15 protein-coding genes are annotated in these 12,911 nt (G+C 72.2%); 7 read left to right on the plus strand and 8 right to left on the minus strand.

Going from position 1 to position 12,911, the window contains the following annotated elements:
* Positions 1 to 26: 26 nt before the first annotated feature.
* Positions 27 to 494 (minus strand): GtrA family protein, encoded by a 468-nt coding sequence (locus QOM21_RS12560; RefSeq protein WP_407549991.1) that lies wholly within the window; start codon positions 492 to 494, stop codon positions 27 to 29.
* A gap of 99 nt (positions 495 to 593) precedes the next feature.
* Here QOM21_RS12560 and QOM21_RS12565 point away from each other — a divergent pair, with 99 nt between their 5' ends.
* Positions 594 to 1,637: a glycosyltransferase family 2 protein gene (locus QOM21_RS12565; protein ID WP_407549992.1), complete on the plus strand. Its 1,044-nt coding sequence runs from the start codon at positions 594 to 596 to the stop codon at positions 1,635 to 1,637.
* A 98-nt stretch (positions 1,638 to 1,735) separates the two neighbouring features.
* On the opposite strand, the gene QOM21_RS12570 is transcribed toward QOM21_RS12565, so the two are convergent.
* Together QOM21_RS12570 and QOM21_RS12575 are read right to left on the minus strand one after the other, a co-directional pair.
* Positions 1,736 to 1,975 carry a carbohydrate-binding module family 14 protein gene (locus QOM21_RS12570; RefSeq protein WP_407549993.1) on the minus strand — a complete coding sequence of 80 codons (240 nt, stop codon included), beginning with the start codon at positions 1,973 to 1,975 and terminating at the stop codon, positions 1,736 to 1,738.
* A 94-nt stretch (positions 1,976 to 2,069) separates the two neighbouring features.
* Positions 2,070 to 3,017, minus strand: a complete 948-nt coding sequence (locus QOM21_RS12575; RefSeq protein WP_407549994.1) for a LysR substrate-binding domain-containing protein — start codon at positions 3,015 to 3,017, stop codon at positions 2,070 to 2,072.
* Between the two features lie 229 nt (positions 3,018 to 3,246).
* On the opposite strand from QOM21_RS12575, the gene snpA reads away from it, so the two are divergent.
* A complete protein-coding gene (gene snpA, locus QOM21_RS12580; RefSeq protein ID WP_407549995.1) occupies positions 3,247 to 3,912 on the plus strand; it encodes a snapalysin in 666 nt (221 codons plus the stop codon).
* Between the two features lie 194 nt (positions 3,913 to 4,106).
* On the opposite strand, the gene QOM21_RS12585 is transcribed toward snpA, so the two are convergent.
* Positions 4,107 to 4,649 (minus strand): hypothetical protein, encoded by a 543-nt coding sequence (locus tag QOM21_RS12585; RefSeq protein WP_407549996.1) that lies wholly within the window; start codon positions 4,647 to 4,649, stop codon positions 4,107 to 4,109.
* A gap of 156 nt (positions 4,650 to 4,805) precedes the next feature.
* Entirely contained in the window at positions 4,806 to 5,891 is a 1,086-nt protein-coding gene (locus tag QOM21_RS12590; protein ID WP_407555647.1) for a magnesium and cobalt transport protein CorA, read from the minus strand.
* A gap of 299 nt (positions 5,892 to 6,190) precedes the next feature.
* Here QOM21_RS12590 and QOM21_RS12595 point away from each other — a divergent pair, with 299 nt between their 5' ends.
* From QOM21_RS12595 to QOM21_RS12610, 4 genes are all read left to right on the plus strand, one after another.
* On the plus strand, positions 6,191 to 6,391 hold the full coding sequence (locus QOM21_RS12595; RefSeq protein WP_407549997.1) for a hypothetical protein: 201 nt from the start codon (positions 6,191 to 6,193) through the stop codon (positions 6,389 to 6,391).
* Positions 6,388 to 8,709 carry a heavy metal translocating P-type ATPase gene (locus tag QOM21_RS12600; RefSeq protein WP_407549998.1) on the plus strand — a complete coding sequence of 774 codons (2,322 nt, stop codon included), beginning with the start codon at positions 6,388 to 6,390 and terminating at the stop codon, positions 8,707 to 8,709. Before QOM21_RS12595 ends, QOM21_RS12600 begins: the two co-directional genes overlap by 4 nt.
* A 252-nt stretch (positions 8,710 to 8,961) precedes the next feature.
* A complete protein-coding gene (locus QOM21_RS12605) occupies positions 8,962 to 9,900 on the plus strand; it encodes a beta-ketoacyl-ACP synthase III (RefSeq protein ID WP_407549999.1) in 939 nt (312 codons plus the stop codon).
* Between the two features lie 110 nt (positions 9,901 to 10,010).
* Positions 10,011 to 10,415 carry a VOC family protein gene (locus QOM21_RS12610; RefSeq protein ID WP_407550000.1) on the plus strand — a complete coding sequence of 135 codons (405 nt, stop codon included), beginning with the start codon at positions 10,011 to 10,013 and terminating at the stop codon, positions 10,413 to 10,415.
* A 101-nt stretch (positions 10,416 to 10,516) separates the two neighbouring features.
* Here the strand turns inward: QOM21_RS12610 and QOM21_RS12615 are convergent, their stop codons facing one another.
* The 3 genes from QOM21_RS12615 to QOM21_RS12625 form a co-directional block, all read right to left on the minus strand.
* The gene (locus QOM21_RS12615; RefSeq protein WP_393896614.1) at positions 10,517 to 10,738 is read right to left on the minus strand and encodes a hypothetical protein; all 222 of its coding nucleotides are present in this window, start codon (positions 10,736 to 10,738) and stop codon (positions 10,517 to 10,519) included.
* Positions 10,739 to 10,824: 86 nt separating this feature from the next.
* A complete protein-coding gene (locus tag QOM21_RS12620) occupies positions 10,825 to 11,742 on the minus strand; it encodes a glutaminase (protein ID WP_407550001.1) in 918 nt (305 codons plus the stop codon).
* 10 nt (positions 11,743 to 11,752) lie between these two features.
* Positions 11,753 to 12,436 carry a helix-turn-helix domain-containing protein gene (locus tag QOM21_RS12625; protein WP_407555648.1) on the minus strand — a complete coding sequence of 228 codons (684 nt, stop codon included), beginning with the start codon at positions 12,434 to 12,436 and terminating at the stop codon, positions 11,753 to 11,755.
* 218 nt (positions 12,437 to 12,654) lie between these two features.
* Here QOM21_RS12625 and QOM21_RS12630 point away from each other — a divergent pair, with 218 nt between their 5' ends.
* On the plus strand, positions 12,655 to 12,891 hold the full coding sequence (locus tag QOM21_RS12630; protein ID WP_407550002.1) for a hypothetical protein: 237 nt from the start codon (positions 12,655 to 12,657) through the stop codon (positions 12,889 to 12,891).
* The last annotated feature ends 20 nt before the right edge of the window (positions 12,892 to 12,911 follow it).

The raw sequence follows: 12,911 nt of genomic DNA on the forward strand, positions 1-12,911 counted from the left end.
GCGCCCGGCGTGTCCGCCCGGCCGGATCAGGGCGCGACGAAGACATAGCGCCGGTAGGTGACGAAGCGGAACAGCGTGGCGAGGACCCAGCCGAAGATGCGGGCGACGTTGTCGGCGAGCGCGGAGTCGAGCCCGATCAGGTGCCGGGAGAGGAAGACGGTGCCCGCGGTGATGACGAGGCCGATGACGTTCACGATCAGGAACAGCGTCAGCTCCTGGGAGACCTTCTCGCGGCGCTGGTGACGGTAGGTCCAGTAGCGGTTGCCGACCCAGCTGAAGATCGTCGCCGCACCCGTCGCGAGGACGGACGCCTGGACCGGCGCGGCCGCCATCGGCCCGTCACCGCCCCCCGGGAGGCCGAAGACCAGCAGGTTGTAACCCCCGTTGTCCAGCACGAAGGCGAGCGCCCCGACGATCCCGAACTTGGCCGCCTCGCGCCAGATGCTCCGCAGGGCGTCCCCCACACGCAGCGTCAAGGACCCGGGAAACGACACGGAACAGACGGTAACAGCCCGCGTTCACCTCGCCGATGATCCACCGCTATGTCATATTTTGACCACTACGGCCGGTGTCGATTCATCCGAGGAGAGACTGTGAGTCCCACGATCGCCTGCGTCGTGCCGTGCCATAACGAAGAGGCGGCCATCGGCAAGGTGGTGCGCGATCTGAGGGCCGCGCTCCCCGAAGCGGAGATCTACGTCTACGACAACGCCTCCACCGACCGGACGGTGGAGGTCGCCCGTGCGGCGGGCGCCATCATCCGCGAGGAGCGCCGCAAGGGAAAAGGCAACGTCATCCGGCGCGCCTTCGCCGATGTCGACGCCGACGCGCTGCTCATCATCGACGGCGACGACACCTACGACGCGTCCCGGGCGCGCGAGATGGTGGACCTGCTCTTCGAGGGGCCCTACGACCAGGTCCTCGGCGTCCGCCGCGAGACGGTCGACGGCGCCTACCGGACGGGCCACGCCGTCGGGAACAAGCTGCTCACCGGGGCGGTGCGGTCCCTCTTCGGCAATGACGTGACCGACATGCTGAGCGGATACCGGGTCTTCTCCCGACGCTTCGTCAAGTCCTTCCCGGCGCTCTCCAGACAGTTCGAGACCGAGACCGAGATGACGGTCCACGCGCTCATCCTGCGGCTCCCCACGGCCGAGATCCCCGTCGACTTCAAGGACCGCCCGGCCGGCAGCGAGAGCAAACTGCGCACCTACCGGGACGGGTGGCGCATCCTGCGCGTCATCCTCAACCTGGCACGGCGCGAGCGGCCTTCGCTGGTGCACACCGCCGTCGCGGGCCTGCTCGCCCTGCTGGCGATCGTTCTCGGCATCCCGGTGATCCTGGACTACGTCAGCACCGGCACCGTGCCGCGCTTCCCCACCGCGATCCTCGCGGCCGCCATCATGAGCACCGCGGCCCTGGTCCTGCTCGTCGGCTACATCCTCGAATCGCTCATGTACATGCGTCAGGAACAATCGCGGCTGGTGCATCTCGCGTATCCGGCACCGGAGCGCTCACCCCGCCGCATCGAGCCTGCCCCCGCACCCGTCTCCCCCGCCCCGGCCCCCTCCGCCACCCCGGGCCCCGATGCCGACGGCGGCCCCGTACCGACCCCGGAGATTTCGACCAGTACCTGACCCCGCGGCCGGAGGGTGCCGCCGGGCAGATCGGGGTGTGCCCGGCGGCACACCCCCTCGGGGCTGCCCGGCGGAGGCGGTAAGCGGAACCCTCCGGGCTATCCCTGGGGCCAGTCGCAGACCTGCTCGCGGTAGTGGAATTCCAGGCCGTCCGGGCACGGCATCACATAGGGGACGCCGTTGGAACACTGGATGAACATGTCGAGGTGGCCCGGATAGGGCAGAAGCCGGTCGGTGGAACAACGGGCACCCGGCAACGGGTCATCCGCCCTCGCGCCGGCGGCCGGGAGCAGGGCCACCAGGAGCGCCAGGGTGGCGGCAGCAGTGATCTTCTTCATGTCCTGGCCAACGACCGGCGCGTACGCGAGTCACCTGCACGGCCGGTAGTCCACGGCCCAGCGACCGGAGTGACCCGCCGGGCCCACCGGGCAGCTAGGTGCCGACCGGCAGCGGCCCGTCATGCCGGACGAGCCAGTCGCGATACGCCGCGCTGGACCAGGCGATCTCCATGTAGGACGAGGTCAGGTCGGCGAAGAGGGCATCGGCGGGGGCAGCCGGGCTGCCGTCCGGGCGGCAGGCCATGAACAGGCGCACCGCCAGCGGGTCGCCGTGCAGCGGGCGGATGGCCATGCCCTGGCGGGGCCGCGCGGTCGGCTGGCAGGGGGTGACCACCTCGCCGGCGGTGACGAGATCCACCGCAGTGAGGTAATCGCCGTGCACCACCCGGGGCTTGACGCCCGCGGCGGCCCAGACGCGCCGCAGCCCGGCCCACTCACCGTCCACCGTCGGGTCGACCATCCACTGGTCGTCGGCCAGGTCCTCGACCCGTACCACCGTCCGCGCCGCCGCCGGGTGACCGTCGGACATCGCGATGAACTGCGGTTCCCTGGCGATGAGTTCGTGCTCCACCAGCCCTTCGGGCACCCGTAGCGGAGCCCCCTCGACCTCGTGCACGAACGCCACGTCGAGCTGGCCCATCACCACCATCTGCAGCAGCGCATTGGCGGACACATCGGTCCTTATCGTGGTGTCGGTCTCCGGGAGCCGCACCCGCAGTCTGCGCAGCCAGCCGGCGACGGCACGGCTGTTGGTGCTGCCGATGTGCAGCCGCGCCCCCTTCTCGCGCACCGACACCGTGGCGATCTCCTCGACCAGCGCCCGCATCTCGGCCACTATCGGCCGGGCCCGGCAGAGCACGGAGTACCCCAGCGGGGTGGGGCGGCTGCCGCTCGCCTCGCGGAAGAACAGCTGGCCGCCCAGGGCTTTCTCGATGCGGTGGAGCTGGGTCGTCAAGGAGGGCTGGGTCATGCCCAGCTGCCTGGCCGCCTTGCGTACGCTGCCGGAGTCGGCGATGGCGCACACTGCGCGAAGATGCCTCACCTCAAGCTCCACATCGGGAGCATATCGACGTCTGCATCCGTCACACCAGACTCTTCACCTGCGCCAAGTGCCATTTTCCCGCGGGGTATTGCCTCGTCCTATCACCACCTGGCATCTCCGCCCGACGGGTGAACTCCCCCCAGACTCGGCGGCACCAAGAAATCCGCAGGGCCCCGGTCGCCGCCCCACACGGCGACCGTACGGCCCTCGGAAATAAAGGAGCCCCCACATGAGATCTCCCAAGACGGCGCTGTCGGCGGCGCTCGGCCTGGGCCTCGTTGCCGCGCTCGCAGCAGCGGCACCGGTTTCGGCAGCCTCCCCCTCCCCCTCCTCCCCCTCCCACAGCACGCGGGCCTCGATCGCCGCGTACACCGGCTCGGCCGCCGAGAAGGCCGACACCAAGGCGTTCTTCGAGGCCGTGATGAAGTCGGCCAAGGCCAAGATGAAGGCGCACCCGAACGCGGCCTCGGTCACCGTGACCTACGACGCCAGCGCCGCCCCGACCTTCGCAAGTCAGATATCGCAGAGCGCGTCGATCTGGAACAGCGCCGTGTCGAACGTGAAGCTGCAGGCAGGCAGCGGCGGCGACTTCCAGTACCGCGAGGGCAACGACCCGCGTGGTTCCTACGCCAGCACCGACGGCCACGGCCGGGGTTATGTGTTCCTGGACTACCAGCAGAACCAGGAGTACAACTCCACCCGCGTGACCGCGCACGAGACCGGCCATGTGCTGGGTCTGCCGGACCACTACGAGGGTCCCTGCAGCGAGCTGATGTCCGGTGGCGGCCCCGGCACCTCGTGCCAGAACGCCCAGCCGGACGCCAACGAGCGTGCCCAGGTGAACCAGCTGTGGGCCAACGGACTGGCGGGCCTGCACTTCGGCAAGGCCTCCTGATAAACGGCGACCGCCCGCGCCGCCCTGACCCTTCGACCACGGTCAGGACACGCTGACGGCCGGTGGCTGACGAGGGCCGGTACCTGGCGGCCGGCCCTCTCCAACCCGCATGCGGCGGGGCCCTTCCCGGGCCCCGCCGCTCGCGTGTGCCCGCGCGCCGCACCGCCCGGCGGCCGGTGCGGCGCGCTCGGGGGCTACCGCAGCGCCCGGCTCCACACCTCGCGTCCCACGGCCTCCGCGGGCTGCCCCGGCCGCTCCACCGGATCCCAGCCCCACGAACGGAACGCGGCCCTGGCCGGGGCGTTGTCCGAGCCGAGGAGGACGACCGCCCGCGCGGCGCTGCTGCGCATCAGCAGCGTCTCCTGGAGGCGGGTGGCCACCCGGGTGCGCCGGTGGACGGGCAGCACCAGCAGTTCGGCGACGAGGAACAGCCCGCCCGCCGTGCCCTGTTCGCGCAGTGCGTCCGGCAACTCGCCGGTCAGCTCCCGGTGCCGGTCGTCCGCGCTGTCGAGGGGATAGCCGTAGCAGCATCCGGCGAGCGCGGGGTCGCTGCCGATGACCATCTCGAAGCCGGGGCGCTGGACGTCGTGCTCGGCGAACCGGCGCAGGAAGTCCTCCCGCCCGGGGGCCTGCCCGGACACCGGATCGCGGTGGGCCGCGGCGTACAGATCGGCGACGGACTCCCGCTGGGTCTCCGCCTGCCACCTGGTCAACCGCCGTAGGAACACCTCTGCCATGGGCCCTCCCGTTTCTGCCGGTCAGACGCTTCCGTCCTTACCGCGCAACCCGTGGCGCGGCGGTGCCGGAGACTGATCGAATCCTACGCGGCCGGGCGATCTCCGGACCGGTCGATGCGGGGGCCGGGGCGCAGCGGCCCGGCGGCAACTACCTGCCTACAGCCAGCCGTTGCGCTTGAATCCGCGGTGGATCACCAAGCACGCCACCACGGTCACCGCCATCACCAGGGGATAGCCGTATATCCAGTGCTGTCCCGGCATGTAGTCGAAATTCATGCCGTAGACGCCACAGACCATGGTCGGCACGGCCAGGATCGCCACCCAGGCACTGATCCGGCGCATGTCCTCGTTCTGGGCGACGGTGACCTGGGCGAGATGCGCCTGGAGTATGGAGTTGAGCAGCTCGTCGAACGCGGTGATCTGCTCGGTGACCCGGTCGAGGTGGTCGGCGACGTCCCGGAAGTAGGTCTGGATCCGCGGGTCGACCGGCGACATCGGCTGGGTGGCCAGCGCCTGCATCGGCCGGTCCAACGGGGCCACCGCCCGCTTCAGTTCCAGCAGTTCGCGCTTGAGCTGGTAGATCCGGCCGGCTCCGCCGCCGCCCCGGACCGAGAAGACCTCGCTCTCGACGTCGTCGATGTCGTCCTGCACGGCGGCCGTGACGTCCAGATAGTCGTCCACGACCAGGTCGGCGATGGCGTGCAGGACGGCGGACGGGCCGAGGGCCAGCTGCTCGGGGACGCTCTCCAGCTGCTCACGGAGCGGGCCGAGCGAGCCATGGCCGCCGTGCCGCACCGTGATCACGAAGTCGGCGCCGGTGAAGACCATGATCTCGCCGGTGTCCACCACTTCGCTGGTGTCGGTGAGCTGGTCGTGTTCCACATAGCGGACGGTCTTGAAGACCGTGAACAGCGACTGGTCGTAGCGCTCCAGCTTGGGCCGCTGGTGGGCGTCGACCGCGTCCTCGACGGCGAGCGGGTGCAGCCCGAACAGCTCGACGATTCCGGCGAACTCCTTCTCGGTGGGCTCGTGCAGGCCGATCCAGACAAAACCGTCGCCGGACTTCCTGACCCGGCGGATCGCCTCGTCGGCCGGGTGGTCGCCGCTCTGCCGTATGCCGGAGACGTAGACCGCGCAGTTCACGACGGCGGTACCCAACGGCGACCGGGCCGGGTGGCTGAGGTCGACCCCATGGCTGCGCGGCTGCGGCAGCCGGACGGCCTTGCGGAGGTTGCTGATCATCGACACCCCGCCAGTATGGCGCGCCGGGGCCCGCCTGCGGTACGGCGGAGCCCCGGTTTTTACGTCCTGGGATCCTGATATGGGCGCAGATAAGGAGCGAAGAACGACGCCGAACAGGCGGGCTCGGCGGTGGCTCGTCGGGCGGCCGTGAGCCTCGCCACTCCCTCCCCGGTACGACGGTCGCATCTCGGGGTCCGCCGGTCGCGGAATACCCCTAGGGGGTATATGGTTCTGCACAGTGGACGCCGGCCGCCGCCGTCGTCCCCGGCATTCGGGAGGCTCGCGATGAGGAGTACGCCATGAGGGCCCTGACCACCCCGGCCAAGCTCGGCGGCTACGCACTGATCCTGCTCGTCGTCCTCGCCGGCGGTTTCGGCCTCGGCCGCGCGATCGGCGACGATGGGGACGGGCGGCAGGCCCCCGCACCGCACGGGCCGGCCACGCCCGCCCCGGCCACCGAGCACGGACGGCACCCGCAGCAGACGGAGGAGCAGTCATGACCACCGCGATCGGCGAGCAGCGCGTCGAGCTGGAGATCGGCGGGATGACCTGCGCGTCGTGCGCGGCCCGGGTAGAGAAGAAGCTCAACCGCATGGAGGGCGTCACCGCGAGCGTCAACTACGCCACCGAGAAGGCGAAGGTGGCGGTCGCCGCGGGCAGCGGCGTCGAGACCTCCGACCTGATCGCCACCGTCGAGAAGACCGGCTACACCGCCGCGGTGCCCGCTCCGCCGGCCCCGGCACCGCCGCCGGTGGACGCGTCCCGCGACGCATCCGGCGCACCGGCCGCCCCCCAGGAGGCCGACTCCCTCGCCGGACTGCGTCAACGCCTCCTCGTCTCCCTCACCCTCAGCGTTCCGGTGATCTTGATGGCGATGGTGCCGGCGCTGCAGTTCACCAACTGGCAGTGGCTCTCGCTGACCCTGGCCGCCCCGGTCGTCGCCTACGGGGCGCTGCCCTTCCACCGGGCCGCCTGGACGAACCTGCGGCACGGCGCGGCCACCATGGACACCCTGATCTCGATGGGCACCCTCGCGGCGCTCGGCTGGTCGCTGTGGGCGCTGTTCTTCGGCACGGCGGGCATGCCCGGTATGACCCACCCCTTCGAGCTGACCATCGCCCGCACCGACGGCAGCGGCAGCATCTACCTGGAGGCGGCGGCCGGGGTCACCACCTTCATCCTGGCGGGCCGGTACTTCGAGGCCCGCTCGAAGCGGAAGGCCGGCGCGGCCCTGCGGGCGCTGATGGAGCTGGGTGCCAAGGACGCCGTCGTCCTGCGTGACGGCCGCGAGGTACGCGTCCCGGTGGCCGAGCTGTCCGTCGGCGACCACTTCGTCGTACGCCCCGGGGAGACCATCGCCACCGACGGCCGGGTGGTGGACGGCGCATCCGCCGTGGACGCCTCGATGCTCACCGGTGAGTCCGTCCCCGTCGAGGTCTCCCCCGGTGACACCGTCACCGGCGCCACCGTCAACGCCGGCGGCCGGCTCGTCGTGGAGGCCACCCGCGTCGGCTCCGACACCCAGCTCGCCCGGATGGCGCGCCTGGTGGAGGACGCGCAGAACGGCAAGGCCGCGGCCCAGCGCCTCGCCGACCGGATCTCCGCGGTCTTCGTCCCCGTCGTCATCGCGCTCGCCGTCGGCACCTTGGGGTACTGGCTCGGCAGCGGCGCCGGGGCGGTGGCCGCCTTCACCGCGGCCGTGGCGGTCCTGATCATCGCCTGCCCGTGCGCCCTCGGGCTCGCCACCCCCACCGCGCTGATGGTCGGGACCGGCCGGGGCGCCCAGCTCGGCATCCTGCTCAAGGGCCCCGAGGTCCTGGAATCCACGCGCCGGGTGGACACCATCGTGCTGGACAAGACCGGCACGGTCACCACCGGCGTGATGACCCTGACCGGGGTGCACCTCGCCGACGGCGAGACCCGCCAGGAGGCACTGCGCCTGGCCGGCGCGCTGGAGCACGCCTCGGAGCACCCGATCGCCCGTGCCATCGCCACCGCGGCGGAGACCGAGACGGCCAGGGGCGGTGCGCTGCCGGCCCCCCAGGACTTCACGAACCTTCCCGGGCTCGGGGTGCGGGGCGTCGTCGACGGGCACACCGTCCTCGTCGGCCGCCGGCGGCTGCTGCGGGAGCAGGGCCAGGAGCTGCCGCCCGAGCTGGCGGCCGCCACGTCCGAGGCGGAGGCGGCCGGCCGGACCGCGGTCGCCGTCGGCTGGGACGGCCGGGCCCGTGCGGTGCTGGTGGTCTCGGACGCGGTGAAGCCGACCAGCGCAGAGGCCGTCCGCGGCCTGCGCGCCCTGGGCCTGACCCCCGTGCTGCTCACCGGCGACAACGAGGCCGTCGCCCGCGCCGTCGCCGCGGAGGTGGGCATCGAAGAGGTCATCGCGGGCGTCCTCCCCGAGGACAAGGTCGCGGTCATCACCCGCCTGCGGAGCGAGGGCCGGACCGTCGCCATGGTCGGCGACGGCATCAACGACGCCGCCGCTCTCGCCACCGCCGATCTCGGCCTCGCCATGGGCACCGGCACCGACGCCGCCATCGAGGCCGGCGACCTCACCCTCGTCCGCGGCGATCTGCGCACCGCGGCCGACGCCATCCGCCTCGCCCGCGCCACCCTCAACACCATCCGCGCCAATCTCTTCTGGGCCTTCGGCTACAACGTCGCGGCCCTTCCCCTCGCCGCCGCCGGGCTCCTCAACCCGATGATCGCCGGTGCCGCGATGGCCTTCTCCTCGGTCTTCGTCGTCGGCAACAGCCTGCGACTGCGCCGCTTCCGGTCCCTGGTACCGGCCCCGGCGGGGGCCCGTACGCGGCCCTGACCTGCGGATACCTGGAAATCGAGGAGGCCCCGGCGGTGATCACCGCCGGGGCCCGCCGGCCTCTGCGGGCGCGTCTCCCGAACGGGCCCGGCGCCGCGTGCCCCATACACGCCGCGCGACGCCCATAAGGGGCGAACGCCGGTCGGATGTCTCCAGTTATGGCGGCGGAACATTGGCGGATCACGCAACCGCCGCCCGGCGCGGACCGGCGAGACTGGTCGTATACCGCCCGCCCACGCACAGGGGGAACTCATGACGGGGTCACGCATCCTGGCTCTCGGCCATTACCAGCCCTCCGCCGTGCTCACCAACGACGATCTGGCCAAGATCGTCGAGACGGACGACGCCTGGATCCGCAGCCGGGTCGGTATCCGCACCCGCCATGTCGCGGCGGCGGACGAGACCGTCGACGCCATGGCGTCCGCCGCGGCCGCCAAGGCGCTCGCCGCGAGCGGTCTGGCCGCGGACGACATCGATCTGGTGCTCGTCGCCACCTGCACCGCCGTCGACCGCAGCCCCAACGCCGCCGCCCGCGTCGCGGCCACGCTCGGCCTGCCGGCCCCGGCGACGATGGACATCAACGTCGTCTGCTCCGGCTTCACCCACGCGCTGGCCACCGCCGACCACGCCATCCAGGCCGGGGCCGCAAGGAACGCCCTGGTCATCGGCGCGGAGAAGTTCACCTCCGTGGTCGACTGGACGGACCGGTCGACCTGCGTCCTGGTCGGCGACGGGGCGGGCGCCGCGGTGGTCACCACCGCGCAGGACCCGCAGATCGGTCCCGTGCTGTGGGGCTCGGTCCCGCAGATGGGCGGCGCGGTGCGCATCGAGGGCGACCCCTCGCGGTTCTCCCAGGAGGGCCAGACCGTCTACCGCTGGGCGACCACCCAGCTGCCCGCCATCGCCCGCAAGGTGTGCGAGCGCTCCGGCGTACGGCCCGAGGACCTGGCGGGAGTCGTACTGCACCAGGCCAATCTGCGCATCATCGAGCCGGTCGCGGAGCGCATCGGCGCGGTCAACGCCGTCGTCGCCCGGGACGTCGTCGACTCCGGGAACACCTCGGCCGCCTCCGTGCCGCTCGCCCTGTCCAAGATGGTCGAACGCCGCGAGATCGCCTCCGGCGACCCGGTGCTGCTGTTCGCCTTCGGCGGCAACCTCTCCTACGCGGGCCAGGTCATCCGCTGCCCGTGAGGCGCGCGGCGGATGCCGCGTCCGCGGGCCCACGGCCTCGGCCCGTACCGTCCGGAAGGACGTCCGATGCGTTCAAGACCGCGGCCCGCGCCGCTGCCTAGGCTCGAAACATGACTACCTCGACCCCCCGTTTCGCAGCCATCGGCATGACCGTCGCCGACATGGCCGCCTCCCTCGCCTTCTACCGCCGCCTCGGCCTGGACATCCCCGCCGACGCGGACTCCGCCCCGCACGCCGAGGCCCCGCTCCCCGGTGGTCTGCGGCTGATGTGGGACACCTACGACACCGCCCGTGCCATCGACCCGGACTGGACTCCGCCGCAGGGCGGCGCGCCCACCGGGCTCGCCTTCGCCTGCGCCGACCCCGCCGAGGTCGACAAGGTCTACGCCGCGCTCACCGACGCCGGCTACCAGGGCGACAAGGCCCCTTGGGAGGCGTTCTGGGGTCAGCGCTACGCCGTCGTACGCGACCCGGACGGCCACGGCGTGGACCTCTTCGCACCGCTGGACCGGTGACCGTACGGACCGGTGCCCCAGGGAACCGGTGACCTGGGCGCCCCTCTGCGGAGTCGTCCCCCTCCGAGGCCCCACCCGGGACACTCCCGGGCCCCGGCCCGCTACGGCACCTCGCGCAGGTACATGGCCCCGCAGGTGTGGCAGAACGGCTCCGCCTTCGGCGTGCCCCAGGCGTCGGCCGTTTGGGTGGCGGAAGCCGGTGCCAGCTCACGGCCGCACATCGCCGACGTCCCCTCCAGCCGGACCATGTGCCAGAGCTTGACCGGAACGTCCGCCCGGGGCAGGACGCCTTCCTCGTACTCCGCGCGCATCTCGTGCTCCATGGCGGTGCACCTCCCTACGCCCCACGATGCGCCGACCGGCCGGTGCCCACAACGGCAACCGGGGCGGGCCGCGGGCGGCGGACCGGTCAGAACACCGACCAGCCGGTCAGCGTCGTGAACTGGTCCAGGGCCGCGGCACCCGCGACGGAGTTGCCGCGGGCGTCCAGCCCCGGACTCCACACGCACAGCGTGCAGCGGCCGGGGACCACCGCGACGATGCCGCCGCCCACACCGCTCTTGGCCGGCAGCCCCACCCGGTAGGCGAACTCCCCCGCCGCGTCGTACGTCCCGCAGGTCAGCATCACCGCGTTGATGCGCTTGGCCTGGCGCGCCCCCAGCAGCCGACTGCCGTCGGCACGCAGCCCGTGGCGGGCCAGGAAGCCGCCGGCGACGGCCAGGTCGCGGCAGCTCATCTCGATCGAGCACTGCCAGAAGTAGTGCTCGATGACGCTGGGGACGGGGTTCTCCAGGTTGCCGAAGGACGCCATGAAGTGGGCGAGCGCCGCGTTGCGGTCGCCGTGGTCGGCCTCGGAGTCGGCCACGCCCTGGTCGAAGGCGAGGTCCTTGTTGCCGCTCTCCTCGCGCAGGAAGTGCAGCATCGAGGTGCTGGCGTCGCCGGTGAGGGTCTGCAGCCGGTCGGTGACCACCAGCGCGCCCGCGTTGATGAACGGATTGCGCGGGATGCCGTTCTCCCACTCCAGCTGGACCAACGAGTTGAACGGCGTACCGGACGGCTCCCGCCCGACCCGCTTCCAGATGTCCTCGGGGTCCTGCGAGCCGGCCATCACCAGGGCGAGGGAGAACGCCTTGGAAATGGACTGCACGGAGAAGGGGACCTCCCAGTCGCCGACGCCGTACACATCGCCGTTGATGTCCGCCAGCGCGATCCCGAAACAGCCGGGATCCACCCGCTCCAGCGCCGGAATGTAGTCGGCGACCTGGCCCCGCCCCACATAGGGCCGGGCAAAGGCGGCCACCTCCTCGAGAACGGCCTGGTAGTCCATGCCGGACACGCTAACCCGGCCCGAGGAGCACCCCCAACGGAGCCCCCGCCAGGGACTTCACCTCGCGCGCGAGGTGCGCCTGGTCCGCGTATCCGGCGCGGGCCGCGACCTGTGCGTACGGCATCCCGGAGCGGGCGAGGCCGAGGGCGCGCACGAGCCGCAGCACCCGCGTCAGGGTCTGTGGGCCGTAGCCGAACGCGTCCAGACTGCGGCGGTGGAGCTGGCGCTCGCTCAGGGCCACCGAGCGGGCGACATCGGCGACCGGCAGGCCCCGGGCCAGCGCCGCGGCGATCGCGGCGGTCCGTCCGGGACGGCCGTCCCGGTCGACCGGACCGGCGGCCTCCCGCAGCCGGGCCGCGGCGGCCTCCTCCAGGACACGGCCCGGCGCCGCGGCCCCGCTCACCCGCTCGGCCAGCTCCCGCACCCGCTCCGCCGGCCACAGATCGGCCAACGGCACCCGCCGGTCGCGCAGTTCATACGCCGGTACGCCGAAGAACGCCGGGCCCTGCCCCGGGGCGAAGCGCAGCCCCACGTAGCGGGAGCCGGGCGCCACGTCGTCCAGGAGGTGCGGGCCGGTGTCCGGACCGGCCACCAGCAGGTGTCCGTCCCCCCAGATCAGGTCCGTGCAGCCGTCGGGCAGGACGGTGCCGGGCGAGGGCTGCGTGGTGTTCGTCCACAGCACCGCACCCGGCAGCCGGGACGCGCGCTCGCGGTACCCGCCGGAGATCTCCGCGCCGGCGTCGGGCCCGGGCCCGGCGGTGTCCCTCGCGCCGGGCCCGCCCGGTGCGTGCACTGCGCCGTGCGGCTCACCCGTGTCGCGCTTGTCGCTCACGTACTCCAGCCTGGCACGGGAACCCTTCGGCCGTCCGCGCCGTTGATCCCTTACGACACCGACCTTCACGGAGGCAGCACATGGCAGGGTTTCTCGACCGCGCCAAGGAGCAGGCACAGCGCGGGCTGGCGCAGGGCAAGCAGAAGGTCGACGAGGTACAGCAGCAGAGGGCCGGCAGCGACCTGCTGAAGAAGCTGGGCACGGCGTATTACGCCGAGCGCAACGGCAGCGGCACCCCGGAAGCGACCCAGAACGCGCTGCGTGCCCTGGAGGCCCACATCGCCACCCATGGGGACGCCTTCCTGCACGGCGCGTAGCGGCGGCGGGCCCGCCGCTA

It is taken from the genome of Streptomyces sp. Pv4-95 (assembly GCF_045782725.1).
GTDB lineage: Bacteria > Actinomycetota > Actinomycetes > Streptomycetales > Streptomycetaceae > Streptomyces.

Bases quoted from the DNA above. Each gene is read 5' to 3' on its own strand.
- QOM21_RS12610 (WP_407550000.1), top strand. From the start codon at position 10,011: ATGACTACCTCGACCCCCCGTTTCGCAGCCATCGGCATGACCGTCGCC.
- snpA (WP_407549995.1), top strand. From the start codon at position 3,247: ATGAGATCTCCCAAGACGGCGCTGTCGGCGGCGCTCGGCCTGGGCCTC.
- QOM21_RS12620 (WP_407550001.1), bottom strand. From the start codon at position 11,742: ATGGACTACCAGGCCGTTCTCGAGGAGGTGGCCGCCTTTGCCCGGCCC.
- QOM21_RS12615 (WP_393896614.1), bottom strand. From the start codon at position 10,738: ATGGAGCACGAGATGCGCGCGGAGTACGAGGAAGGCGTCCTGCCCCGG.
- QOM21_RS12600 (WP_407549998.1), top strand. From the start codon at position 6,388: ATGACCACCGCGATCGGCGAGCAGCGCGTCGAGCTGGAGATCGGCGGG.
- QOM21_RS12605 (WP_407549999.1), top strand. From the start codon at position 8,962: ATGACGGGGTCACGCATCCTGGCTCTCGGCCATTACCAGCCCTCCGCC.
- QOM21_RS12570 (WP_407549993.1), bottom strand. From the start codon at position 1,975: ATGAAGAAGATCACTGCTGCCGCCACCCTGGCGCTCCTGGTGGCCCTG.
- QOM21_RS12595 (WP_407549997.1), top strand. From the start codon at position 6,191: ATGAGGGCCCTGACCACCCCGGCCAAGCTCGGCGGCTACGCACTGATC.
- QOM21_RS12585 (WP_407549996.1), bottom strand. From the start codon at position 4,649: ATGGCAGAGGTGTTCCTACGGCGGTTGACCAGGTGGCAGGCGGAGACC.
- QOM21_RS12590 (WP_407555647.1), bottom strand. From the start codon at position 5,891: ATGATCAGCAACCTCCGCAAGGCCGTCCGGCTGCCGCAGCCGCGCAGC.
- QOM21_RS12630 (WP_407550002.1), top strand. From the start codon at position 12,655: ATGGCAGGGTTTCTCGACCGCGCCAAGGAGCAGGCACAGCGCGGGCTG.